This is a genomic window from Nordella sp. HKS 07 (assembly GCF_011046735.1).
Lineage (GTDB): Bacteria > Pseudomonadota > Alphaproteobacteria > Rhizobiales > Aestuariivirgaceae > Taklimakanibacter.
Window position 1 is genome coordinate 3,045,272 of record NZ_CP049258.1, and the last position, 23,615, is coordinate 3,068,886.

The 23,615-nt window shown below is 58.4% G+C and carries 21 protein-coding genes and 4 pseudogenes; 16 read left to right on the forward strand and 9 right to left on the reverse strand.

All coding sequences use genetic code 11. From position 1 onward, the window contains the following. Positions 1–479 precede the first annotated feature (479 nt). The 7 genes from G5V57_RS35225 (at position 480) to G5V57_RS14375 (ending at position 5,126) form a co-directional block, all read left to right on the forward strand. Complete coding sequence (locus G5V57_RS35225) at positions 480–911, forward strand: integrase arm-type DNA-binding domain-containing protein (protein ID WP_371744786.1); 432 nt, start codon at positions 480–482, stop codon at positions 909–911. Then, a complete protein-coding gene (locus G5V57_RS14350; protein ID WP_371744787.1) occupies positions 821–1,708 on the forward strand; it encodes a tyrosine-type recombinase/integrase in 888 nt (295 codons plus the stop codon). The genes G5V57_RS35225 and G5V57_RS14350 overlap by 91 nt, the downstream gene beginning before the upstream one ends. A gap of 713 nt (positions 1,709–2,421) precedes the next feature. Further along, complete coding sequence (locus G5V57_RS14355) at positions 2,422–2,634, forward strand: excisionase family DNA-binding protein (RefSeq protein ID WP_165168159.1); 213 nt, start codon at positions 2,422–2,424, stop codon at positions 2,632–2,634. Positions 2,635–2,857: 223 nt separating this feature from the next. Further along, positions 2,858–3,169 (forward strand): hypothetical protein, encoded by a 312-nt coding sequence (locus G5V57_RS14360; RefSeq protein ID WP_165168160.1) that lies wholly within the window; start codon positions 2,858–2,860, stop codon positions 3,167–3,169. Beyond that, positions 3,170–3,565, forward strand: a complete 396-nt coding sequence (locus tag G5V57_RS14365; protein ID WP_165168161.1) for a hypothetical protein — start codon at positions 3,170–3,172, stop codon at positions 3,563–3,565. Continuing rightward, positions 3,565–4,275 carry a hypothetical protein gene (locus tag G5V57_RS14370; RefSeq protein ID WP_165168162.1) on the forward strand — a complete coding sequence of 237 codons (711 nt, stop codon included), beginning with the start codon at positions 3,565–3,567 and terminating at the stop codon, positions 4,273–4,275. The genes G5V57_RS14365 and G5V57_RS14370 overlap by 1 nt, the downstream gene beginning before the upstream one ends. 227 nt (positions 4,276–4,502) lie before the next feature. Beyond that, entirely contained in the window at positions 4,503–5,126 is a 624-nt protein-coding gene (locus tag G5V57_RS14375) for a hypothetical protein (protein ID WP_165168163.1), read from the forward strand. A gap of 656 nt (positions 5,127–5,782) precedes the next feature. On the opposite strand, the gene G5V57_RS14380 is transcribed toward G5V57_RS14375, so the two are convergent. Next, complete coding sequence (locus tag G5V57_RS14380) at positions 5,783–6,400, reverse strand: recombinase family protein (protein WP_165168164.1); 618 nt, start codon at positions 6,398–6,400, stop codon at positions 5,783–5,785. Between the two features lie 2,278 nt (positions 6,401–8,678). On the opposite strand from G5V57_RS14380, the gene G5V57_RS34835 reads away from it, so the two are divergent. Further along, entirely contained in the window at positions 8,679–8,807 is a 129-nt protein-coding gene (locus G5V57_RS34835; RefSeq protein ID WP_256378668.1) for a hypothetical protein, read from the forward strand. A gap of 381 nt (positions 8,808–9,188) precedes the next feature. On the opposite strand, the gene lptB is transcribed toward G5V57_RS34835, so the two are convergent. The 3 genes from lptB to G5V57_RS14390 form a co-directional block, all read right to left on the reverse strand. Further along, positions 9,189–10,010, reverse strand: a complete 822-nt coding sequence (lptB, locus tag G5V57_RS14385) for an LPS export ABC transporter ATP-binding protein (RefSeq protein WP_246737625.1) — start codon at positions 10,008–10,010, stop codon at positions 9,189–9,191. Between the two features lie 1,076 nt (positions 10,011–11,086). Then, entirely contained in the window at positions 11,087–11,215 is a 129-nt protein-coding gene (locus G5V57_RS34840; RefSeq protein ID WP_256378669.1) for a hypothetical protein, read from the reverse strand. Positions 11,216–11,316: 101 nt separating this feature from the next. Next, complete coding sequence (locus G5V57_RS14390; RefSeq protein WP_165168166.1) at positions 11,317–13,467, reverse strand: LPS-assembly protein LptD; 2,151 nt, start codon at positions 13,465–13,467, stop codon at positions 11,317–11,319. A gap of 513 nt (positions 13,468–13,980) precedes the next feature. On the opposite strand from G5V57_RS14390, the pseudogene G5V57_RS14395 reads away from it, so the two are divergent. Further along, positions 13,981–14,379: pseudogene (locus G5V57_RS14395) on the forward strand (transposase); the annotation flags it as partial. Positions 14,380–14,465: 86 nt separating this feature from the next. On the opposite strand, the gene G5V57_RS35230 reads toward G5V57_RS14395, so the two are convergent. The 4 genes and pseudogenes from G5V57_RS35230 to G5V57_RS35235 form a co-directional block, all read right to left on the reverse strand. After that, positions 14,466–14,558: a GlsB/YeaQ/YmgE family stress response membrane protein gene (locus tag G5V57_RS35230; protein ID WP_371744823.1), complete on the reverse strand. Its 93-nt coding sequence runs from the start codon at positions 14,556–14,558 to the stop codon at positions 14,466–14,468. A 325-nt stretch (positions 14,559–14,883) separates the two neighbouring features. Next, positions 14,884–15,807, reverse strand: a complete 924-nt coding sequence (locus tag G5V57_RS14400) for a sugar nucleotide-binding protein (RefSeq protein ID WP_165168167.1) — start codon at positions 15,805–15,807, stop codon at positions 14,884–14,886. Positions 15,808–16,117: 310 nt separating this feature from the next. After that, positions 16,118–16,417: a hypothetical protein gene (locus G5V57_RS34365; RefSeq protein ID WP_246737626.1), complete on the reverse strand. Its 300-nt coding sequence runs from the start codon at positions 16,415–16,417 to the stop codon at positions 16,118–16,120. A 31-nt stretch (positions 16,418–16,448) separates the two neighbouring features. Further along, a pseudogene (locus G5V57_RS35235) lies at positions 16,449–16,607 on the reverse strand (hypothetical protein); the annotation flags it as partial. Between the two features lie 62 nt (positions 16,608–16,669). Between G5V57_RS35235 and G5V57_RS14410 the strand changes: the two are divergent. Continuing rightward, positions 16,670–16,788: pseudogene (locus G5V57_RS14410) on the forward strand (IS5/IS1182 family transposase); the annotation flags it as partial. A gap of 398 nt (positions 16,789–17,186) precedes the next feature. On the opposite strand, the pseudogene G5V57_RS14415 reads toward G5V57_RS14410, so the two are convergent. Next, positions 17,187–17,618: pseudogene (locus tag G5V57_RS14415) on the reverse strand (glycosyltransferase family 2 protein); the annotation flags it as partial. A gap of 656 nt (positions 17,619–18,274) precedes the next feature. Between G5V57_RS14415 and G5V57_RS14420 the strand changes: the two are divergent. From G5V57_RS14420 to rfbB, 6 genes are all read left to right on the forward strand, one after another. Further along, on the forward strand, positions 18,275–18,571 hold the full coding sequence (locus G5V57_RS14420; protein ID WP_165168168.1) for a glycosyltransferase family 2 protein: 297 nt from the start codon (positions 18,275–18,277) through the stop codon (positions 18,569–18,571). A gap of 190 nt (positions 18,572–18,761) precedes the next feature. Further along, positions 18,762–19,754: a glycosyltransferase family 2 protein gene (locus G5V57_RS14425; protein ID WP_165168169.1), complete on the forward strand. Its 993-nt coding sequence runs from the start codon at positions 18,762–18,764 to the stop codon at positions 19,752–19,754. Between the two features lie 529 nt (positions 19,755–20,283). Next, on the forward strand, positions 20,284–21,165 hold the full coding sequence (gene rfbA / locus G5V57_RS14430; protein ID WP_165168170.1) for a glucose-1-phosphate thymidylyltransferase RfbA: 882 nt from the start codon (positions 20,284–20,286) through the stop codon (positions 21,163–21,165). Beyond that, on the forward strand, positions 21,162–21,707 hold the full coding sequence (gene rfbC / locus G5V57_RS14435; protein ID WP_165168171.1) for a dTDP-4-dehydrorhamnose 3,5-epimerase: 546 nt from the start codon (positions 21,162–21,164) through the stop codon (positions 21,705–21,707). Before rfbA ends, rfbC begins: the two co-directional genes overlap by 4 nt. Beyond that, the gene (gene rfbD, locus G5V57_RS14440) at positions 21,704–22,561 is read left to right on the forward strand and encodes a dTDP-4-dehydrorhamnose reductase (protein WP_165168172.1); all 858 of its coding nucleotides are present in this window, start codon (positions 21,704–21,706) and stop codon (positions 22,559–22,561) included. The genes rfbC and rfbD overlap by 4 nt, the downstream gene beginning before the upstream one ends. Then, positions 22,554–23,615 (forward strand): dTDP-glucose 4,6-dehydratase, encoded by a 1,062-nt coding sequence (gene rfbB, locus G5V57_RS14445; protein ID WP_165168173.1) that lies wholly within the window; start codon positions 22,554–22,556, stop codon positions 23,613–23,615. Before rfbD ends, rfbB begins: the two co-directional genes overlap by 8 nt.

A 23,615-nucleotide genomic window follows, 5' to 3' on the forward strand; every position in this document is an offset into this window, starting at 1 on the left:
ATTAATCCCGATTGGAGCCATCTGGTTTGGCGGACCAATTTGGGGACGGCCTTCCAAAGTGGCCTGATCAAGCCGGAGCCCATTGGCGCATTTGCTTGCACCGCCGCAAGATCAATGTCAGGCAGATCTACGCTAGCCAGAAGATTGGCAACGAACAGGCGGTAGGGCGCATCTGGTCGTCTCCCTCATGGAATTTGATCTCGGCTACTTCGATGATGCCGGCTGTCGAACGGACTGCGGCGAACAGAGCCGCTGACAGAATTACGACATCGAAACGCCGCCGAATGGCTATGTATTTGATCGGATTTAAATCTGGCGGAAGAGGAGTCCGTCGAACTAAACTCTATGGGCCCCTGTTGGGCTGTGCCGTTCGTTACGATTGGCGCCTTTTTATTTGGATATTCCTTCGCCTCTCTCTATGGTCCTTCACAGTCTGTTCTGGTAATATCGCGCCGAAACTAGGACGAAACTAGGACAGTATGGCTCGGGCAATTCATAAGCTTAAATTCCGGCAGGTCGAGACCCTCAAGAAGGTCGGGCGCCATAGCGACGGCGGAGGCCTCTATCTCAAAATCACCCCTGACGGCTCCAAGCGCTGGGTGTTCATGTATGCCCGCGCCGGCCGCCAGCGCGAGATGGGGCTAGGTTCCGCCCAGCCGGGCGGGGTCTCCTGGGCGATGCCAGATCGGCCGCGCAAGCAGCCAGGGACGACCTCGCCGCCGGTCAAGATCCGATGGCCGCGCGCGCCACAAGGCTTCAGACTTCCGCTCAGGCTCAAGCACGCCCCTTCGGGGAGGTTGCGGATGAGCATATCCAGGCCATGGCCTCGCAATGGAAGAACGCCAAGCACAAGGCCCAATGGAAATATACCCTTGAAGTGCTGGCGAAGCCCCTGCGGCCCCTGCGAGTAGATCAGATCGGCACAGCCGAAGTCCTCGATGTCCTGAAGCCGCTGTGGCGGACGACACCGGAGACCGCCAGCAGGCTCCGCGGCAGGATTGAGGCCGTGTTTGATCGGGCGAAGGCCCACGGCGAGCGCCAGGGCGAGAACCCGGCGCGCTGGCGCGGACATCTCAAGCTCCTCCTTCCAAAGCGCCAGAAGCTCACCCGCGGCCACCATGCCGCCCTTCCGTATGGCGAGTTGCCCGAGTTCATGGCGAAGCTGCGCGCCGTCGAAGGCCTCTCTGCGATGGCGCTAGAAATCTGCATTCTGACTGCCACGCGAACCACCGAAATGCTCGCGGCCCAGTGGGACGAAATCGACCTCGACAAGAAGGAATGGGTAATCCCGGCGGTCCGCATGAAGTCGGGCGTCGAGCACCACATTCCGCTGCCCGATCGTGCGGTGACAGTGCTCAAAACCCTCCGGAAAATCAGAGACGGGAAATATATCTTCCCGAGTTCGAGGACAAACAAGAAACACCTATCCAACATGAGCATGACCATGGTGCTACGCCGGCTAGACTACGGTCATATCACCACTCATGGTTTCCGGAGCAGCTTCAAGGACTGGGCTGGCGAGCAGACCAATTTTGCCAATGAGGTCAGTGAGGCCGCGCTGGCGCATGTCGTCAAGGACAAAGCCGAGGCCGCGTACCGGCGCGCCACCATGTTTGACAAACGCCGCAAGCTCATGGCGACATGGGCACAATATTGCGAGCCGAAGGGCACCACGGTGGTGCCCTTTTCCAAGAGGCGGCAGTCATGAGCGACGGTGGATCACAAGAACCACTGGACCCCCGTGACTGGACCGAACTTCTGAAGGCTGAGGCGCTCATAAGGGCATCGCTTCAACAAGACGCTGGCAAGTCAAACGCAGAGCCTTTGCGCGAATGGTGGGGGCTCGTAGAGAAGATACTCTGGCATTATTCGCTTTCCCTAGTCAGGGGCGAGCCCTTGCACCACCGCCGGCCGAGGTCATTTACGCGATGTCTGGCTTCGCGGGTTATGTCGCTGTCGGACATCTCCCTGAACCCATTGCCCACGCCCTGACAGAAGGCAGAAGGCCAATTAGGCCGGATGAACGCAGAGACATAGGATTATGCCGTTGCCTACCATGCCGCGGCTACGTCGGGACTGCTCCACAATGGACAGTTAATCAGCATTTCAGACGCGAATCCAACAAAGACAATCAGCGAGGCATATGCCGCCGACCGCACCACTGTTCGGAGCTGGTGGAGAAAGCGCGAGCCGGCATTTTTGGCCCTGGCGACATTGATGCTGAGATTATCCGGGAGAGAATGGAGCAAGCGGGCGAGAATCAGAAATACGGCCGTACAAACTCAGCCACCTTGGCCCGCGCCTCCAAACGGAAAAAGTGACCTACAGAGCGTGATGCAACTAGTCGCTTTCGGCCACCATCCCGCATAAATAGTTCGCTGCGTCGTTCGTTCTGGATTACTCAGAAAGGAGCAGCAGCAAATGGACTCGCAGCCTACAATCCTCCCGCTTCAGCCCGTCACCATGTCGGTGCGCGAAGCTGCCGCCTACCTTGGCGCAGGTGAATCCACTATCTGGAAAGCCATCAGAGAGCGCCGACTCCGGGCATTGAAGATGGGGCGCTCAACCCGCATTCTGCGTGTTGATGCAGACGCCTTCATTTCCAGCCTGCCGGTACTTGGCGAGGCCGCCTAACCCCCGCAATCCCCGAGCCCAAAAGAAAAAGCCCCGCACGGGGCTTGGGGGCCAACGGCGGGGCAGAAAGTAATCATCGCAATGACTTCTATACCCCCCACCTTTCCTGCATTCAAGGATAATCCACGCCCGCCATTGCGGTCGCGCTGGATCTCACGCAAGTGCGCAGTGCCAATCAGCACCGCTTCCGCAATTGATGCTCTCGCCTTCGGTGAGGTGCGCCATGGGTAAGTTCGCCAGCCTCACCATAGTTGCTCGCATCCTGCCTGACGGCTTCCCGTTCACCGTCAAGGGTCGCGACGTCTGGGCACTTCAGCAGCTCCAAGAGGCCGGCGTCAGAGGCTGTACGCCGATCGACAATCCTGGTCCGCGCTGGAGCGGCTATGTTCACAAGCTGCGCAAGAAGGGCCTCGACATCGAGACGATGACCGAGAACCACGGCTGTCAGTTCGCCGGCCATCATGCGCGGTATATCTTGCGCTCGCCCGTCTCGTTGATCGTCAAGTCCGACGATGAGCAGAAGGAGGCGGCATAAATGGACGCTCTTCGCGCTTTTATGGAGCTTCGGGGCTTCGGCGCCCGCGGGCCTCGCTATCAAGTCAGGATGAACAAGCCTGACGGCATGATTATCGTTGAATCAACAAGAGAGCCGCTGTTCGCAGCGGCTCGCGTCCTTCTGGCTCGGGGTATTACTGGCAAGCTCGAACTCTGGGACTTCACCCGGTCGTTCTGCCGAATGCAGGGCGATATTGAGCGCCTGGCCCGCCTGACGGTTGCCGAGGATAAAAACGGCATTGGCCTCCGCAAGTATGTGGAGCGCGTCACAGACGGCGATTCGGAAAGCGAGGCCTGCGATACGCCTGAAATCCAGACCGGCCGTTCTAGGCGCGCTGCGCAGGCTTCCAGGGCGCTCGGAAGGGAGGCCGCTTAATGGCGAAGAAGAATAAGACACGCGAGAGCTGGGACGCGACGCCATCCCAACCTTTTGTCGCTGTCTTGAAGCCAATGCTTCAAGAGCCGGCATGGTTGGCGATGTCCTACGGTGCTCGCTGCCTCTATATCACCCTGAAGAGTTTCTACAACGGCAGCAACAACGGGAACATTTTTCTCGGAGTGCGCAAGGCCGCCACCCTGCTCGGCGCCGTGCAGTCATCAACAGAGCGTTGGTTTCGAGAGCTGCAGGACCATGGCTTTATCCGCCAGACCCAAGGGGCCTTTCTCGGGACAGATGGTCATGCGTCCGCCACGTATTGGCGTTTGACCGAAATTGGTTACAGGGGCGAGCGGCCGACCCGGGATTATCAGCAATGGGAGCCGAGAAAAAACAAAACCCCGCCCCGAAAATCGGGACAAATAGTCCCGAAAATCGGGACACCCCGCACCGAAAATGAGGACACCCGTCCCGAAAATGAGGACGGATTTGGCCCAAATTCGCTTTCTGACCGTCTCGAAAATAGGTGCATATCTATTATACCATCAACTAGGGGGCTCTCTTCTGAGCCTACCTCTCTTAACATGACCGGTCCCTCAGTAGCGGGGGTGAGCGCGCCACCCAACGGCGCCGAGGCGAACCCCCCCGTTGCTCGTCTGCTCGCAACTCCTTTTCTCAAAGTTTCCGCAAATGGGAAAACGGCAGAATGAGAAAATCTTGGCTCGCGTTCGTGTCGCGCCTCTGCATTCGGATAATTGCGTTCGCGTCGTGATAAAAGAAAATCAGGTTTGCCTGCATCCAACAAGACCGTAACGCTTCGATTGGCGTCACAAATCGATCCGGGCCCTCTGCGCTCCGGATCTATGGGGTTAGCCACAGGATTTCGATAAAAATGGGAAAGCCGAGACTATTACCCGCTATCGAAGATTGCCGCCAATTGCGTATCAGCGACATTTCCACGAACCGCATGCTGGGCGATGGAGTCGAATGGGACGCCTACATCACGTGGCCTAGCGGTTTTCGGCTGGATCTCCGTTGTCGCCCAGAAAGTGTTAGACCCGACTTCCGCTTGCTGCGGCTCGCATATAGCGTTGAAGACGCCTACGGCGAGGCTCAGCACATTGCCGAGACGTTCACATTGCACCGCTTCTCGCAGCCCTTCGGTGGCTATCGCTGGTATTTCATTTGCCCGGCGACGGATCGGCATTGCCGGGTGCTTTATCAGCCTGCCGGCGCCATGCGCTTTCGCTCTCGCTGGGGCTTCCGCTGCCGCCTCCAATATCAATCTCAGCGACTGTCGCCGATCAATCGCTATCAGCACGGGGCGCATCAGCTCGCAAAGCGCGTGCTCAAAAAGGGGCCGCATGAGTGGCAGGAAGAATACGCGGATTGGGATTTCCCGCCGAGGCCGCCCTGGATGCGCCATAAGACCTACAACCGGCTAGATGAGAGAGCGCAGGCCTATGAGGTGGCGGCGGACGCGGAGCTTTCCTCCCGCCTTCTACGGGTCTGCTTTCCGGGCGAGACCGAGGACGCGATGATAAAGCGCATGTTCGGCTAGGGTATTTCTCTCTCGCCTAATGGCTCTGCCACAATACTCGGAGCAGTACGCGCGCGAACCCCTCGCCCTGCGGGTTGAAAACAAAGGAAATCATTGGTGGGGCAATTTTGTCAGCAATACGCGCGCGGGCACCCGAGGGCCCTACTGGCCGACTGATTTAATCCCAGACTGCCAGCACCCACCAAATCACGAGAGTCCAACTGAGCGCAGACAGCGCCACAATGGCGATCCAGAAAAGGACAAGGGCCACAAGGTTTCTCTGCTCTGGCGGGCCTTTGTCCACCTGCTCCGGCCTCATCTTCTCTGAAGGAACGTCGAACGGGCGAGCTGAGGCCGGGTAGTCTCAGCTCACCCGTACGTACGCCTTAGACTGCAGCAACAATTACAGGTTGATGCCGCATGGTAAAAAATATCTTAACAATGCAACTACCGGTTTGTGCGAAGAGTGATCCACATTATCAATAGCTTGAGTCGCAATATCCGAAGCAAGGCCAATATCGGCGGGACCTTCTTCCCCGTCATGTATCTGGTAGAGTCTGCAAACGTCTCTAGAACGGCCGATCGTGTCGGGGGCTACCTGGTAGCGAAATTCCCTAAATCGCCGTCCTTGCCGACCCACGCAGACGGGAAATGACACTCTCTTGGCCTAGGTAGACTCATTGCTGAGCCATGCGTTTGGCTACCTTGCTGAGCGTCGAACGGGAGCAACCGGTTGCGGCAACAATGTCATTCCAGCTCTGCCCCTTCTTGAGCATCTGCAGGATGGCGGCGTTCCGATCTGTGTCCTCCCTCCGCCCGCGATAAAGCCCGGCTGCCTTCGCCTTCGCTATCCCCTGAGCCTGGCGACGGCGTCGGTCGTCATAGTCCTTACGCGCCACAGCGGCGAGCATGTCGAGCAACATCCCATTGATGGCGTCAAACATGCGGGCAGTCATCTCGTCGTGGTGGCTCGTCGCCATCATCCACGATGTCGGCAGGTCGAGCGCTACAACACGCACCTGTCTCGCCGATAACTCGGCCTTTAGCTTGTCCCAGTCGGCGGCGTTGAGACGGGAGAGCCGATCGACCTGTTCGACCAGCAGTACGTCCTCGGGCTGGCAATCAGACAGTAGCTTGAACAGGTCGGGCCGCTTGAGACTGGCCCCACTCTCGTTCTCTCTATAGTACGCCGCAATCTTGAGGCCGTGTTCCTTCGCGAAGCGGTCAAGGTCGGCCTTGGCACGGGTCGCGTCCTGCTCCTTGGTAGAGGCTCTGAGATAGGCGCGCACGAACACTGTCAAATCCCTTTGGTTTGTTTTAAGTGGTTCTCTTATAGTTGGTACGTTTTAAGTGGTCAAGGGATGTTTAGCGAACCACTCAATGTTTGGTTCTGCTGAGGTAGACCCAAAGAGAACCATGCCCGCCACTTGGCTTCATTCCCAGCCTAAGGAAATGCCTTCGGCTGGGCCTGAGGAAGGCGTGAGCGTTACGAACCTGTAGAATCTGGCAGCGAAGGCTTGCGGTCGATGAACAAGCAAGTCACGGTCGACCACCTGACAGTGAAGATGCGGGCCTTCGGACCATAAGCCTCAAACCAGAAAACCCCGCCGAGACGGCAAGCCAAGGACGGGGTTTCCGTTGTGCGTCCGCCCTAGCCGGGGGCATTGGCGAGCGGACGGCACTACCAGGGTCAGTAAAGCTGAGCTCGAGTTAGCCAGGGAGGGTCGTACTCTTTGCGTCAGTCCTCACTCATTGACCTGATCCCAATTGAGGGGTGGTCGCGTCATCGCATCGCATGTTTCCTCAGGCTCAAGGATAGATATATGACGACAAGCCAATGGTGATCTAAACCATGAAGAGGCCCCCTCGTCTTCGACGGGCGGCTCTCATTTTCTGTTTCCACCTCGACAAGTTCACGGTCACAACCGGCCCGACCAACTCGCCCGGGGCACGGTACTGCCTCGGCCACCCTGTACGAGAAACCCCGCCTAGGCGCGAGCGACTGGCGGGGCTTCCGTATCCGCCAGACCAGGGCGTAGCCCAGCGCACATTTAAAACCTAACTGGAATTCTGAGCGGGTAAAGAGGACCTTGATCTCGTCGGTTAGTGAAAGGTTTCGCCGCAGCCACCCGTGAAAACCCCGCCCTCAGCCGTAGGCTAGCGGGGTTCTTCGGGCGTCCGTCCATCCGGGGGTTGGACAGCTGACAACCCAGCATAGGCGATCAACAGGCCGCGACTGTTGGACCTTGGAGGCAAGCCGATCGACATAAACCGGTTGATCAGGCAATTCTGCGAACGCAATGCCGACCTTCAAGGAAACGCTCGCGATCCCGGATCGGCCCTATGACTGCGCGGTTGAGCGACTGTCATCACGCGGGAGGGCACGTTCTCAACCTGCAGGAGCTGGCCCGAGAAGGCGTGGCGGTCGGTGAACAAGACGATCACCGTCCGCCAGGTGACAGTGAAGGTGCGTGCGTTCGGGCGCTGAGAAAGCCCCGCCAAGGCGAGGGCGGCCAGGCGGGGCTTTCCTTCGGTGCCGGCCCACCAGGGATTGGCGAGGCGGACATCACCACCCTAGCGGGAATCCGTACGCAGCATAAAGTGCGCGCAATTTGATTGCTTAAGAAGATCACAACGCCGGCTCCCACTAATGAAAAAGCCCCGCCCGGCGGAGCGGGGCTTCCCTCGCAGGGGAGAGTAGTCGTCCTTGCGGGGCGGACGGCTCTGCGCACTCTCGAATCGCGGCGTGCGAATATGCGACCTTGGTGGATAGAAAACCCCGCCTTAGCGTGAGGGCCAAGGGCGGGGCCAGGTTCGGGTGTCGGCCCCTCCGGGGGTATGGCGGGGCAGACACCACCAGCCTAGCGGAAGTCCGTAGGTGGCGTAAACAGATCACAACGCTGTGGGACCAATTCGCCAATGAGAAAGCCCCGCCCGGGTCGGTACCTCGTCGACGGGCTTCCCTCCCAGGACCTGTGGGAGATGTCCGCTGCGGAGCGGACAGCTTAGCCTCTTCCGATCGCGACGGCTGGATATTGGACCTTGGGTTTATGAGAAAACCCCGTCCAAGGCAGGGCGGCCGATGGACGGGGCACTTGGGTTCCGTCCGCTCCTTTGGCAAAAAAGAGAGGACAACCCAAGATAGGCCATCCGCACGAGGTTACCTATTGGACCTTGGGGCATGTGACGGGAATCGATGCGCGCCTAACAATTTCTGGTTGAACACCCTTTGTCGTTTCTGAGATGAAATCCGGCAACAAGGCTGCCGCTTTTGGCTTTGTGATCACACCCGGTCGGCATTCTTACAATCGCAGTTCGTGATTATGAACTGGGCGTATGACCGCGTCTTGATACCTATGGTTGAGAATCATGGGGAAGCAACATGTTCAGCAAGATAATTTTGGCTGGCGCTGCGTCGGCACTGATGGTGAGCGGGGGCACAGGCTGCGGATCTTGTCGAACCTCTATACGACTGGACGGGGCCTTATATCGGGCTGCAAGGCGACCTCGATAGGGCAGCCAGAACGCGAGCGATTATGATCGCGGACCGGCTCCTATGACCGAGCGGTCGAGGTGACCGTCATCGCGCCGGACGGCGAGAGCGTTCTCAACCTGCAGGAGCTCGCCGAGAAGGCTTGGTGTTCCCTGAACAAGGAAATCACGCTCGACAGGGTGGTGAAAGTGTGGGCCTTCGGACGCTAATGTCGTGCGCATAGCTTGCCGTCTTGACGGCACCTGAAAGCGCGCAGGGAACCTGGCATTAGATCGCAAAAGGTTGGCGTAGCGTGTCGACCGTGAACAATCGGATTTTCACGTGAATACGGATCGCGGCTGAGGTAAGAGCGCGATCAGGAAGAGACGCAAGAGAAGCCTCATCCAGGTGAGGGAGGAGGCGGCAGTTGTAGCCAGAGGCGGCCAGGATGGCATGAGCGCATCTCATCGCCCGGTCGAAACAATTCTGGAATCCCGGCAAGACCTCGGACTGGCAGGGCATGGGCGTCGATCTCGTCATCGACCGGCGCGAGGCCTATTATCTCATCCCTGGGATGTCGACGGGCGCCGGCTGATCGACGTCCATCTCAATCAGAGGCTGAAGCCTTCGCCTAGAAAGTAGCGCCGCACGTCGGGATTGTGCACGATCTCCTGCGGCGTGCCTTCGGTCAGGACCTCGCCCTCATGGATGATGAGCGCGCGGTCGATGAGCTCGAGGGTCTCTCGGACGTTGTGATCCGTAATAAGCACCCCGATTCCCCGAGCGGTAAGCTGTCGCACCAGCTGGCGTATATCACCGATCGCAATCGGATCAATTCCGGCGAAGGGCTCGTCGAGGAGCATGAACTGCGGATGGGTGGCGAGGGCACGGGCGATCTCCACCCGGCGACGCTCACCGCCAGATAACGCCACAGCTGGCGAATGCCGTAAATGCGAGACGGAAAACTCATCGAGCAACTCACGCAACTCACTTTCGCGCCGCTGACGATCGGGTTCGACGAGCTCCAGCACGGCACGAATATTGTCCTCAACCGTGAGACCGCGAAAGATTGAACTTTCCTGGGGCAGATATCCAATACCCAACCTGGCACGCCGATACATCGGCAGGGTGGTGATATCCGTCCCGTCGAGGCTGATCGTTCCCTGGTCCGACGCGATGAGCCCGGTGATCATGTAGAACACCGTCGTCTTGCCGGCGCCATTGGGTCCAAGCAGCCCCACGGCCTCGCTACGCTTCACGGAGAGGTCGACCCCCTTGACCACCGGCTGCTGTCCGAAGCTCTTACGGAGCCCCACGGCAACCAGACCGTCATCGGGACGCGAATCCTCGGCGCGGCGCCTCGGCGCCTGCTCCGCTATCCGCTGGCCGTGCCCCAATACCTTTACCGGCTTGCGGGGCCGTGCGGCCGTCATTGCCTCACCCTTCTGCGTCACCTGATTACCGCTCATTTAGATTAATATTGGGTGAAACTTCGGAACGAAACTGCCCATGGTCCGACTCGCTCTAGCAGGCGGAGTGATCGGCTGCATCATCAAAAGCTCGCCAGCTTCTGGGTGGTGACTCGCCATAAGCGATCGGGAGCTATTCCAGGCGGTGCCGTTACTGACCACTAAGGGTACACCCTCTGTGGACGTCTACTTACCGACCCAATGCCGTACACTATGGGTTGTCGCCCGTGGTCGCCGATCGTGCCATCTGGTTGGTGACCACGATGTCATAATAAGCGCGGCCGCCATTGAGCCGGCTGACGTCGGATATCGGCGGGGTTCGATATTGGGCTTGAAGCGAGGGACGATCTTCGGCCATTCGTCGGGCAACGGTTCGCCCAAATCAATCAATGGTGAAAGTGACAGGACATCCCGCGAAAAAGGGCGGACGTCGCGATACTTGATATGCAGCCTCGCATGGTCAAATTGTAGGCAAGGGTCGAAAGAAACACGACATTCCCGATCAGATCGCCCAGCGTGACCGCGGTCGTAATTCCCAGGATTGGAACGGACGCTCAGGCTTGAGACCTATGCAGTCGGTCTTGTCTCCTGCCGGCAGATCGCGCTTTTGCAGTAGCATCGCCATTGAGGCTGGTTCTCACTTGAGTCACTTGTTGTTGCAGAGGTGATTGTCAGGAAGAACATCGCCGTCCTTCCGCCGCGCGGCGACTTGGCGAGCCGGTCGTTGATGCTTTGTCTGAACGTCGACCCGCCCGGACCGCACCTTCGAACATGCCGATCTGTTGGCCTGGACGCAAGCCAACCGGGCCAAGATCGTCCCGCTCCCTCTATACAATATTGATAGCCGGGGGAGTGAACCGCCCCCAGCAGGAGGCAAAGACCCGGGTTCAAGGCTTCGTGGTCCCTGGTGGGATGGCAGATGGAATATTCTGCCGGTTTGGCAGGGACCCATGTGAACTGTACCGAACTGATGCGCGCAGGGGAGGTCGGGGACGAAGAGGCGTCGGCCGCATCGGCAGCACTAAGTAGTCGACCGTGAACTATTCCCAACGGGCGCGCTTGCGCTGCTCGGCGGCGGTGCCTTGCGGCTTACCGAGGATGGCATTGAGCTTCATGCGCTGGTCGACGTCGAAGCCGGTGACCGGAAAGTCGTTGACCGTGACCAGCACGCCTTCGTCGGCCGCCGCAATAGCGGCGGGAGCGGATACCTACAGAGAAGCGCTGAGCGCCGCGGCGAACAGAATGCCGAATCTCATATCCGTATCAGCCCCTAAAAGCTCGGCAGCGAGGCCATAACGTTGCCGAGCGACTTGAGGTCGATCGCGAACTGAATTGAACGGTCAACCCCTTGATCCTCATTGGCGCGATCTTCCGCAAGGAAGACGCGGAAATTAAAGCACTCACAATGAAAGCCGACACCGACGGTGTCCCGGATCAGCTTGCTTGCCTTGAGGTCGTACCGGGCCCCGGCATAAAGACTCCACCCGCCGGAGAAGTTCCAGCCGGCGTCGCCCCAGACCTGCTCTTCGTTATTCGGCCGCCCCGCATCCGGGTCAGCGTCAACGTCCGCATAGTAGAATGACCCGGAAAACCTGTCGAAACTGAAGCTTAAGCCAGCCTCCTGGGTTTTGATGGCCGATAAGTCCTCCGCCATGCGGACCTGGTAAGAGAAGCGCAAACTGTCCCAGGGCTGGAGCGCGAGGGCGGCTACGAGGTCGGAACTGGTCTCTCCGAGTCCGCTTTGGACATCGAAACTGTTCTTGCCGGCGACATGGAAGGATTCGCCGAGACTGGCCCTCAGAAATCCGCCATTTTCGGACAGGAACGTGTAGAGCAGGCCGGTATTGACGCGCGTGCCACCCTCGTAGCGGTCGAGACCGCTGAAGCGGTCGTGCAGGAACAGGTTGCTGGCGTCGAAATTCAGGTTGATCGCGTCTTCATTGCCCTTCTTGTCGATGTCCTCCTCGTCGGTCGAGGCGATGACCTGGGTCACTGGCGTCAGGATATGCTGGCCGCCCTCCGTGTTGGTCAGGAAAGGCCAGCGCATGTCGAGACCGGCGGTCGGCTGGAAGCGGGTCGTCGTTTCGTTCTCTTGCGTCAGATCGTCGTCATCGGGCAGGTTCTGGGTGACGTAGGCGTCGCCGCGCAGATTGCCGAAAGGCGTGATGACCTGGCCCATGCTGTTGATGATCTGCTTCTGCCAGCGCAGATTGGCGACGGCGCGGGTCTGCTCGGTGCCGAGATTCACGTTTGTCAGCGGCAACGTGGGATCGTTAGCGAACACCACATCATTGCGGCTGATGCTGTAGAGGTTCCAGTCATAGCCAAATTCGCCCCCGAGCACTGGCTGGTCGAATGTATAGCTGTGCTCGATGTAGGGCAGGGCCGTCGGGAAGATGTCCTCGTTATCGTTGGTGTCGAGCGTCTGGAAATGCAACGCCTGGGCCGAGAAGTAATTGCGATCGTTGATGCCCGTGATGTACAGCCGGTCGATAGCCTCGTCGCGGCTGTCGATCTGATACTTGTTCATGAAGTTCTTGTCGCTGACCAGCGTGCCGTCCCAGCCCCATTTCCAGTTGTCGTTGATGTCGAAACGGCCTTTGGTTTGCGCCGAGCCGCGCAAGGGTGAATTTCCCGCGTCGTCGCTGCCCGTACTGAGCTGATAGATGCCGGCGACATTGACATTGTAGCTGCCATTGGCCAGACGGTGACGCCATTCCCCCTTGAGCAGCGGGCCCTGCCCGGACGTGATCACCGGCGAGAAGGTGAAGTCGTAATTGGGCGCCAGATTCCAGAAATAGGGAACTTCGACGCCGAAGCCATAGACGCTGGCATAGTTGAAGCCCGGAGTGAGGAACCCGGTCCGGCGTTGCACCGTCGGGTCGGCATGCGAGAAAGAGGGCAGGGTGATGATATCGGCGCCGGCGAACTCGAAGGTGGCGTCTTTGTGATAGATGACGCCTTCTTTTTCATCATGCGTCACCTGGCGCGATCTGAGTTGCCAGAGCGGCTTGCCACCCGATGTCCGGCAGTTATTGCAGGCATTGTAGACGACATTGGTGTAGACCGTCAGATAGCCATCCTGGCGCACGGCATAGTCGGCGGTGATGATCACGTCGTTGGTCAACAGCAGGCGCAAATGCTCGGCGAAGCCATCCTTGAACTTGTTCATCAACGAGGCGCGCTCAGCCTCGAGGATGTTGCCGCCTGGCTCCGTCAGCCTGACGTCGCCCTCTGCCGTCATCTTGTCGTTGCGCTGATCGTAAGTCACGCGCGTGGCGACGAGTTCGTAGTCTCCATAGGTCAGGACGACCTTGCCGATGGCGACTGCGGTCTTCGTCTGCGCGTCATAAGTGATCTTGTTGGCCACCACATTGACGCGCGCATCTTTTGGCGGCGTCTTGATTTTGTTATTGCGCATATCACCCGTGGCCGCAAAAGCAGGCACAAGCGGCGAAACGAGACCCGTCCCGAAGCAAAGGCTCGCCGCGAAAAGTGCAGCAAGGCACACGCCTCCGGGCATAAGCCCGAAGCGCGCCAATTTTCCCCTTCGACGCCCCGTCGTCATGAGATTTAAGTACTACCCGAATAACTTTATTTTACAGTTTTTAACCCGGTTTGATCGGGCGCGCAAAGTGCTTTTCCATTTTCAATGTAACGCTTCTTTGGGCAGTCCCAAGGCAGGAAATTGGCATAATTAACAAACCATTACAGGAGTTGAACCGCTTCCGTCTTTGCCACTGATGAAAATACCTCCGATTTTTCTCAGCAGGATTCATGCATGTATGTGACATTCGCTGCCCGGGCAGCCAAAAGCCGGCGCGCTTGTCGGCCTCCGCCGCGATGCCGAGAGCTTTCCGCCCTCGGGGCAAAGAACGACCAAAACGTAGCGGCGGTCATCTTTCCTGGGCGGTGAAGGCGATCAGCTTCGAAGCCCGGCAATCCTTATGACGGCCACACGCTGGCGAGCGTGATCACCGAGATGGAAGCCATGATCGGTAACCGCATCGAACGCCTTCTCGCTGATGCCGGATACCGCGGCCACAACGCCCCGCTGAGCCACAGGTTCAAGGTCTTCACCTCAGGCCAGAAACGGCGCATGACGCCGGACATCAAGCGCGAGATGAAACGGCGGGCGGCGGTCGAGCCGGTCATCGGCCACCTCAAGAACGAGCATCGCATGGGGCGCAATTATCTCGCCCATGAGCAAGGCGATGCGCTCAATGCCATCCTCGCCGCCGCCGGCTATAACTTCCGCCGCCGCCTCACCTGGCTGAGGCTTTTCTTGCGTCTCTTCCTGATCGCGCTCTTGCTCAGCCGCGATCCGCAATCACGTGAAAATCCGATTGTTCATGGTCGACAATCGAATTTGCAAGAAAGCCAAATGCGTTGCGGCCGACAAATTATGGGCGAGACCCTTCAGGCCGCCCTCTTCCTCGTAATCATCGCCCACACAGCGATCACGATTACAGCTCCAATGACCGCTGCAACAAAGCCGGCGCCTTTTTTGATTCAATTAATTGAGGTTCTACGGGGCATCTCCGCGAGCCGTTTAATTAATCTCTGCCTCGCGGACGAGTTCCGTATCCGGCATCGTGTCATAGCAGGGAATGACGACCAGATCGCGCATGACGCCGGCCGCCGGGCGGGGGAATATCAGAGGCTGAAGCCTCCGCCAGATAGAAGCACCGCACGTCGGGATTGCGCACGATCTCCTGCGGCGTGCCTTCCGTCACCGCGGCCACAATGAGGCATCTTCGACATCCCGCGCCGCCGGCGGCGCCGATCCACCGACATCGGACACTCCCCGGACCATCGGTTACCCGCGTTGACGCGGTCAACTTGGCCGGTACTTGTGAAAGAAACCCGCTAGCACGACGGATATGTCTTCCAGCTGTTGCGGCGCGAAACCCGATGGAACGGCCTCGTCAAGCGTCGTATGTGCCGGCACGGCGACGGGAGGAACCGGAAGACCAGCGCTTCGGCAGGGCTCAATCAGATTTTCCCCGAGCTTCATCCTTCGGCATAGCATCCTGGCAATCTCCGCATAATCGATGTCACGGTCGCCACTGTGCTGATATAGCCCGGGCAAACGATGCTCAGTCGAATAAGCAAGGATCTCCACCACCCGAGACAAACTGACCGGCGCGCAGACAAGATCGATAAAAGGCTTGATCGGCTTTGCAGCCAGCAGATCGCGCGACCATTCCGTTGCAAGCCTCTCCAGAGATTCCACGATCTTGGTGATGCGCAGGACCGTCGCCGGCACCGGCAATCGCATCAAGGCATCCTCAAGGTCGGCTTTTTGCTTTCCATACATGCAGGCCGGATGGCGCGCCGACACGGGCGGCATGAAAGGAGCAGATCCGTCAAAGACGAGATTGGTGGAAAGCGTCAGGACATGCGCACCCGCCGAGGCATAAAGCTGCGCGATCGCGGCCGGTGCCAGGACGTTGATCCCGTATGTCGCCTCAGGCTCATTCTCGCAGCGCCTGAGCGATGTCTCAGCAGCGATGAGAAAGACCGCATCGATATCCGCGGGCAACACGCCTGGATCGGGCCGCGCCAGATCAAAGCGGATTTTTCCCGTATCCGACCGCGATGTGAGATAGACGCGCCAGCCGGCGCCTTGCAATTTCCGTGACAATATCGGCGCTACAAGACCAGATGAACCAATGATGAGGGCGCGGCGGCTCATCGCATCATTCGTAATAGATGAAAACCCCAATCGTCGCGATAGCCGCAGGTCTTGAAGATCCATTCCCATTCCTGAGGCCTATGGAAAGCCCGGCAGGTCAGTGGCCAATACATCAGATTCACCTTCTCGCGCATATTGCGATAAGCCTCGACAGTGATGTGGCTCCAGCCGTCATGATTTCCCCTCATACTTTCGGCAATGAGGTCGGAACTACGTTTTTGAGCCTGCCATCGCGAGTGTCAAGAGCTGCTCCGCGGCGTGGCCGGCTTTTGCACACCACCGCAGAATTCGCAAACATACAGCTCACCTCCGGACGGGCACCCTTTGCAGTCCGAACTAACACGGGCAAGGCGGGCATAGGCAGGTACGTCTTTCAGATCGTTCCCCGCAAATATTGCATTGATAGCGTCAAAGAGTATTGCCCGCAATAGCCCGAAGGCTCATCACATCGCCTGGCGCACCATGACCTTGCTCGGATCATCGGTGGCCGTGTCTCATCGCCGCCGGCGGTGAACACTTGGACGCCGCGCTCCTGCAGCGCGACGACGCCGAGCTCCTGGACCAGCATATGACGCGCGAACCGGCTGGCATCCTCGACGATCACAGTCCGCACGCCATTGCCTTCGATGCGGTCCAGCAGAGGCAGCGAAGCCCGGACGCGCCTCGATGGCATCGGCGCCGCTCACCGCCTCATCGCGAAACTCATCGACCAGGGCGAAGCCCTCGCGCTTGGCAAAGGCGGCAATGGCCGCCCGCTGACGCTTATCGCTATCCTTGTCCTGCCCGACAGCGCTGCGAGGTCCGAAGATAGGCGACCGCCTTCTTAATTTCCTTTGCCATTGCCTTTTCCTCCAGAGCCTTATCTATGTGTTGTTATCTATTCAAGAAAAGGTAACATCTTGGGTTGACGAAGGCGCTCGCCGTCGATGCCGAGATGTACAAATGGTGCCATCTGATAGAGAATTACTTTTGCAAGCTCAGAGAGTTCCAACGCATGCCGACAAAACCGACAGCAGTTTCGCCGCCATCATAAACTCTCGATGAATCTCAACAGGCCCTATTTTTGATTGCATGATGCTTAATATCACTTTCTGGTCGCGGTCCCATTGGGCCGGATCGCGCCGCCGGTCGGAATGTTTGCGGCGCAGCGCCGAGACGGCGGCGCGCAGGCGCGCCAGCGGCGATGATGGCCAGAGCTTGCTGCTGTGCTGGCTGAGCCGATCGCCGCGGTGCTGCACATAGACGGACAATGGCTCGGGCACGGCGATAAACTGCACGCGCCCGACAAGACGTTTGAGGAAATCCCAGTCCTCGCCGATGAGCACGCTCTCATCGTAGCCGTTGATGGTGCGCGCTGCGGCAGCCTCGATGATGATGGTGCCATTGGCGAGGTTGTGAACGCCGTCATGGACGAGCTTGCAGTATTTGGATGACAGGATGGCGCCGCGCTCATCGACGCGGTAAAGGCCGCTGGCGGCGAAGACTGGTCGGTCGTTCTTGTAGGGGATCGCACACATCAGGCGTTCAAGATAATGCGGTAGCCAGAAATCATCACTGTCGAGCATCGCCAGATGTTGCCCACATGCGGCACGGATACCGCGGTTGCGGGCGGCACTGACGCCGCCATTGCGCTCGGCGACAATGAGCTTGATATTCAGTAATGGAGCGAATTTATTGACGAGCTCCCGGATTTTTGCCGCTTCCTGCGGAGATGAATGATCATCGATGACGATGACTTCGTGCGGCAACAAAGTCTGCGCCGCGATGGATGCGAGCGGCCAGCCCAGCAATTTGGCCCGGTTATAGACCGGGATGATCACGCTGACATTGCAACGCGGGCTTGGGAAATCGGTTTTTGCCATATCGCCCCCCATTCGTTTAAACCCCGAGAGTACCAGCACGGACGCGACAAACAACGATCGATATCAGTCATTGCGGCTATCCGTTGCACGTCAGCTCCGTCGCTCAACCATTGGGGAAATCCTTAGCCAGGCGGCATCCCGAAACCCCGTGTGAGCATAATGCAAACATAGCGCATAATGCAAACATAGCATAGTCGGCCAGCGCCACGAACTATTCCTCTTTGGCGACAGCCCGGAGCTGGCCGCGTCTGCTCAAATTCAGACAATTCCGACGAAAACCCGAAGGATCGGCATTGCCGCGGTCAAATCGAGGTCTTTGAACGGCTGAAGGCGAACCTGGAAGCTATACCTAGATCTGCGGGTCGACTATGAGCGTGACGCTCTGTTGATGATAGGCGGCGACCGTGGGCTCCCCGATCTCCTAAGACAAGTGGCTGAGCGAAAGGGGTTGCCCGGCGCTGCCTCGGGGGCGATGTCTACGACAAGCCGGGAGCTGCGGTAGCCGGTGTCTCTCAACGCATAATTTCAGTTCCCGGCTTGTTCCCGGTCGCCATTGACGACTACGCCGCTGGCCGGGACCGGCGCTTCTGTGTTATTTACCCGAGAACCGCGTTGCCGATGGGAACTCAACTCGAGATAGTTGGCAGCTTCATACGATCGAGGAAACTATGAAAGCTCACTTGAAATTGAGACAACCTATTGACATCTCTGTTGTTTTACCGGCTTTTCGTTCCTCAGGCTTTATCGACAGGGCAATCAATTCCGCTCCGGAGCTAAGCGGGGTGTACCTCGAAGTTGTTGTCGTAGAAGATGCTTGCCCGCTGCACACCGCCGATGCAGTTGAGGCGCGTTATGGAACGCGCGATGACCTCCGGCTTATCCGACTTCCTGTCAATCAGGCCCCCGGCGGAGCGCGCAACGCTGGTTTCCAGGCAGCACGAGGCGAGTGGATTGCAGTTGCTTGACGCCGACGACGCATTTGTTAGGGTTTGATAGGGTTGCTGACGTTGGGGCGCTTCGATCCGTTGGGCTCTGGGCGGAGCGCTTGCGGTTTTTGCTTACCCGTTGCTGGTCGAAGCCAGAAAAATTCCGCTGATTGGGTGCGTGGTAAAGCGAATTAGTAGCGTCAATGATGCGACAATTTAGAGGCGTCAAGTGAACCGGGAATCTGGTGTTGCGGAAAGTGACGCTAGTAAGGGTGCCCCTGACCGCATTGCCGTGATCGTTATCAATTGGAATGGGTGGCAGCATACGCTGGATTGCGTGAACTCTCTGCGCAAGATGCAAAGAGAATGGCATCTCTTCTTGGTTGATAATGCGTCATCGGATGATTCGATAAAGCATTTATCGGATCTTGGCGAGAAAGTAACTTTGATTCAGTCGCCAGTAAATGGTGGTTGGACAGGTGGAAATAATCTTGGCATCCAAAGGGCGCTCGATCTTGGCTATGACCATTTTTTTATACTGAATAACGATGCCGAGGTTTTGGAGGATACGCTTGACGTATTGGAGAAAGCATTTTTGGATCGTCAAGATGAGATGCCGATCTTGGGTCCGGTCCATACCGTTCCTGACGGCAGTAGCTACAGCTTCGTTGGACAGTACATTGATGATCTGACCGGTATGCCACGGAAGATGACGTGTGAGGGTGTCACTCGGCAAGATTTGGATTCGGTCTACGAAACGGCGTATATACAAGGCGCTGGCTTATTTGTTCATCGTCGTCATTTCGTAGAAATTGGTTTTTTTGATGATGCGTTCTACCTGGACTATGATGAGGCCGACTGGTCATTTCGGGCAAGGAGGGCTGGCTTCCGGTCCTACATGGTCCGAGATGCGGTCATTCGGCATATTGGCTCCGCTTCGATCGGGGGAGAAGTTTCGCCGTTGAATGTGTATTTTTTGACTCGGAATGGACTTCTCTTTTCCGAACGACACGGAAATTTGAGACAGCGTTATCGGGTCTGGTGTGCGTATTATCGCCGCGCGCGACGCCTGGTAAGAGGCAAGGGGCGTCGCCGATGGCTATGGCTGCCGCGCTTCTTTAAAAGTCGAGATAATGCTGTCGTAGCCTTTCGAAGAGGCTTGATGGATTATGCGTTGCGGCGATTTGGCGACTGCTCGTTGGAGATTAGATTATTGAAATAACAGGAATAGTCTTTTTGTATGTTTGATTTGCGGGCGCGAGTATTATTAGAAATAAATTGGAAATTGGTGTAAGGGAAATGAATAGGCCAGCGGGATGTCTCATCCTCTCAGGCCTGCCACCACAATTCTTGGATTCTTTACTTGTCACCGATGTTACCACCTCGTTGTTATGCATATGCGCTTTCGGCTGTCGCTGCGGCTCTTCCAGGTTCTGCTCTCGAGCACGACATCGAGATTTGCCGCGAGACGATGCGGTTTATCTCGACGAGTTGCGCTCGTCGCTTGCCGGTCACGGAGGCATCGCGACGCTACTGCGGTTGTTAGCTCGTACTGAATCAAGGGCCACAAGTGAGCAAGAGGACTCGGACGACCTTAATCCCAAACGGTTGGTGTTCATCGACGAAGCTTGGTCCACCACAGGCGGATTTGCCGCAGCGGGACGGCGGCTGTGCGTTTATGAACGACGCGCTTGCTCTTGCGCCATGCCGGCTGATCAGCTGAAAGGGCGCCGGACGGAGACGGGGGCGGGATGCGCAAAGGCATTATTCTAGCGGGCGGGAGCGGTACACGCCTTTACCCGTTGACCAAAGGTGTCTCCAAACAGCTGATGCCGGTTTATGACAAACCGATGATCTACTATCCGCTGTCGGCGCTGATGATGGCCGGCATCCGCGATATTCTCATCATCACTACGCCGCAGGACCAAGAAGCATTTCGTCGCGTGTTGGGCGATGGCACCGACTTCGGCATCGCGTTTGAATATGCGGTGCAGCCCGAGCCGGCCGGCCTTGCGCAAGCTTTCCATATCGGCGCCGACTTTGTGGGTGATCATCCCTCGGCGCTCGTTCTCGGCGACAACATCTTTCACGGTCACGGTCTGCCCGATTTACTCGAACGTGCCAACAAAAGGTCGGCGGGAGCAACGGTATTCGGCTATTATGTAAGCGATCCCAAAGCCTATGGCGTGGTGTCGTTCGACGCCGAGGGGCGGGCTGAGACGATCGAGGAGAAGCCCGCTGAGCCGAAATCGAACTATGCGGTAACCGGTCTCTATTTCTACGACAACCGAGTCGTTGAATTCGCGCGCGATCTGAAACCATCGGCACGCGGCGAACTGGAGATCACCGATCTCAACCGTCTCTACCTCGAGGCTGGCACGCTGTCGGTCGAGCTAATGGGGCGCGGCTATGCCTGGCTCGACACCGGAACACACAATTCACTGATCGACGCCGCGGCCTTCGTGCGCATCACCGAGGAGCGACAGGGGCTGAAGATATGCTGCCCCGAGGAGATCGCCTGGCGCAAGGGCTTCATTGATGACGCCGCGCTCGAGCGAATCGCCGCTCCACTTTGCAAGAGCGGCTACGGCAAATATCTGCTCGGTCTGCTTGATCGGAAGGTCCATCCGTGAATATCATCGAGACTGCCATTGCAGGGCCGATGATTATCGAGCCGAAAGTGTTCGGTGACGATCGTGGCTTCTTCATGGAAACCTGGAACGCCTCGCGCTTTGCCGAGGCAGGGCTCGATGTGCGATTCGTCCAGGATAATCACAGCCGCTCGGCTCGCGGTGTGCTGCGCGGCGTCCATTTCCAGAATCCCAATCCGCAAGGCAAGCTGGTACGGGTGACCGCGGGTCGCGTATGGGACGTGGCGGTCGACCTGCGGCGTTCGTCGCCACATTTCGGCCGATGGGCCGGCGTCGAGCTTTCGGCCGAGAACAAGCGAATGTTTTGGATCCCGCCCGGCTTCGGACACGGTTTCCTCAGCCTCGAGGACGGGACCGACTTTCTCTACAAATGTACCGCTCTCTACGACCCGGCGAGCGAGCATTCGCTTCAGTGGGACGATCCGGCCGTTGGCATCGAATGGCCGCTCCGCGATATCGAGCCGCAGCTGTCGGCCAAGGATAAAGTGGGCAGGCTGCTCAGCGCGATCGAGGGTTACCCATGAAGGCGATGATCGTCGGCGCCTATGGCCAGCTTGGCCGTTGCCTACAGGCGGCCGCACCCGCCGGCGCGGAACTCGTGACGCACGATCTCGATACTCTCGACATCACCGACGGGAACGCGGTCATGGCAGCGGTGACTGCTGCCCAGCCCCACATCCTGTTCAATGCCGCTGCCTACACGGCGGTCGACAGAGCCGAGAGCGAAGAGGACAAGGCGCTGGCCGCCAACGCCACGGCAGTTGGCTATCTCGCCGCAGGTGCCCGCGCGACGGGTGCCCGCTTTGTCCAAGTCTCGACCGATTTCGTCTTCGACGGGATCTCAGGCGTGCCCTATGCCCCTGATGCGCCGACCGCGCCGGTTAATGCTTATGGTCGCACTAAACTGGCGGGCGAGGCGACGGCGGGTTCCGACGCGCTGATCGTGCGTACGGCCTGGGTCTATGCGCCAACCGGAGGCAATTTCGTTCGCACCATGCTCCGGCTGATGAGCGAGCGGCCCGAGGTGCGCGTCGTAAGCGATCAGATCGGTACACCGACCTATGCCCCCGGCCTTGCCGCCGCATTGTGGAGGCTGGTCGAACTGGGCGCGACCGGCATCTACCATTATACGGATAGCGGTGCGGCCAGCTGGTATGACTTCGCCGTGGCAATCCAGGAGGAGGCGCTCGCGGCAGGCCTTCTGAGCTGGGCGGTGCCTGTGATCCCGATCACGACTGCCGAGTTCCCGACGCCGGCACGTCGCCCGCATTATTCGGTGCTAGACAAGCAAACCACCTTCGTTGCGCTCGGCGCGCCAGCTCCCCACTGGCGCGCGCAGCTGCGCGCTATGATTGAGACCATCAAAACCAATGGCTAACATCATCGTGACTGGTGGCGCAGGCTTCATCGGCGCCAATTTTGTGCATCACTGGCGCAAGGTATCGCCTGACGACTCTATCATTGTGCTCGACGCGCTGACCTATGCTGGAAACCGCGCCAATCTGAACGGACTGGACAGCGTCGAGCTGGTCGTCGGTGACATTTGCAACACAGATCTGGTGACCAGGCTTCTCCGAGAACGTGAGGTGGCGACAATCGTCCATTTCGCGGCCGAGAGCCATGTTGACCGGTCAATCACGGGTCCCGACGCTTTCGTAACGACAAATGTGATCGGCACGCACAGCCTGCTCAAGGCGGCACGATCGGTATGGCTCGATGAGGGCAGTGGACGCCCGCACCGCTTTCACCACGTCTCGACCGACGAAGTTTACGGCTCGCTCGGGCCCGAGGATCCCGCATTTAGCGAAAACACGCCTTATGCGCCGAACTCGCCTTACTCAGCCTCGAAGGCCGGCTCCGACCACCTCGTGCGCGCCTACCACCACACTTATGGGCTCGAGACGACGACGAGCAACTGCTCAAACAATTACGGGCCCTATCAATTTCCCGAGAAGCTGATCCCGCTTTTCCTGATCAACGCGCTTAATGGCCGCAACCTGACAATCTATGGTGACGGCCTGAATGTGCGTGATTGGCTGCACGTCGAGGACCATTGTCGCGGGATTGAGCTAGTGCTTCGCAAAGGGCGGCCGGGCGAGACCTACAATATCGGAGGTGGGCAGGAACTGCCAAATCTGACCGTGATCGAAGAGATCTGCCGTGCGGTCGATGCCGCCTTCGCGGCCGACCCAAATCTCGCCCAGCGCTACCCTAACGCTCCCGCCGCAAAGGGTCGTCCGAGCACCGATCTCAAAACCTTCGTGACCGATCGCAAGGGCCACGACCGCCGCTATGCGATCGACGAAACCAAGATACGCAGCGAGCTGGGCTACGAGCCCGCGCGCAATTTCCCCCGGGGATTTGCCAAAACGCTCGCCTGGTACCTGACTAACGAAGGCTGGTGGAAGCCGCTGATAAAGCGTGGGGCGTGA

Coding starts and splice junctions, on each gene's coding strand:
- G5V57_RS35225 (WP_371744786.1), top strand. CDS start 480: ATGGCTCGGGCAATTCATAAGCTTAAATTCCGGCAGGTCGAGACCCTC.
- G5V57_RS14350 (WP_371744787.1), top strand. CDS start 821: ATGGCCTCGCAATGGAAGAACGCCAAGCACAAGGCCCAATGGAAATAT.
- G5V57_RS14355 (WP_165168159.1), top strand. CDS start 2,422: ATGGACTCGCAGCCTACAATCCTCCCGCTTCAGCCCGTCACCATGTCG.
- G5V57_RS14360 (WP_165168160.1), top strand. CDS start 2,858: ATGGGTAAGTTCGCCAGCCTCACCATAGTTGCTCGCATCCTGCCTGAC.
- G5V57_RS14365 (WP_165168161.1), top strand. CDS start 3,170: ATGGACGCTCTTCGCGCTTTTATGGAGCTTCGGGGCTTCGGCGCCCGC.
- G5V57_RS14370 (WP_165168162.1), top strand. CDS start 3,565: ATGGCGAAGAAGAATAAGACACGCGAGAGCTGGGACGCGACGCCATCC.
- lptB (WP_246737625.1), bottom strand. CDS start 10,010: ATGACGGCCGCACGGCCCCGCAAGCCGGTAAAGGTATTGGGGCACGGC.
- G5V57_RS14390 (WP_165168166.1), bottom strand. CDS start 13,467: ATGCGCAATAACAAAATCAAGACGCCGCCAAAAGATGCGCGCGTCAAT.
- G5V57_RS14400 (WP_165168167.1), bottom strand. CDS start 15,807: ATGGATCTTCAAGACCTGCGGCTATCGCGACGATTGGGGTTTTCATCT.
- G5V57_RS34365 (WP_246737626.1), bottom strand. CDS start 16,417: ATGCCATCGAGGCGCGTCCGGGCTTCGCTGCCTCTGCTGGACCGCATC.
- G5V57_RS14420 (WP_165168168.1), top strand. CDS start 18,275: ATGAAAGCTCACTTGAAATTGAGACAACCTATTGACATCTCTGTTGTT.
- rfbA (WP_165168170.1), top strand. CDS start 20,284: ATGCGCAAAGGCATTATTCTAGCGGGCGGGAGCGGTACACGCCTTTAC.
- rfbD (WP_165168172.1), top strand. CDS start 21,704: ATGAAGGCGATGATCGTCGGCGCCTATGGCCAGCTTGGCCGTTGCCTA.
- rfbB (WP_165168173.1), top strand. CDS start 22,554: ATGGCTAACATCATCGTGACTGGTGGCGCAGGCTTCATCGGCGCCAAT.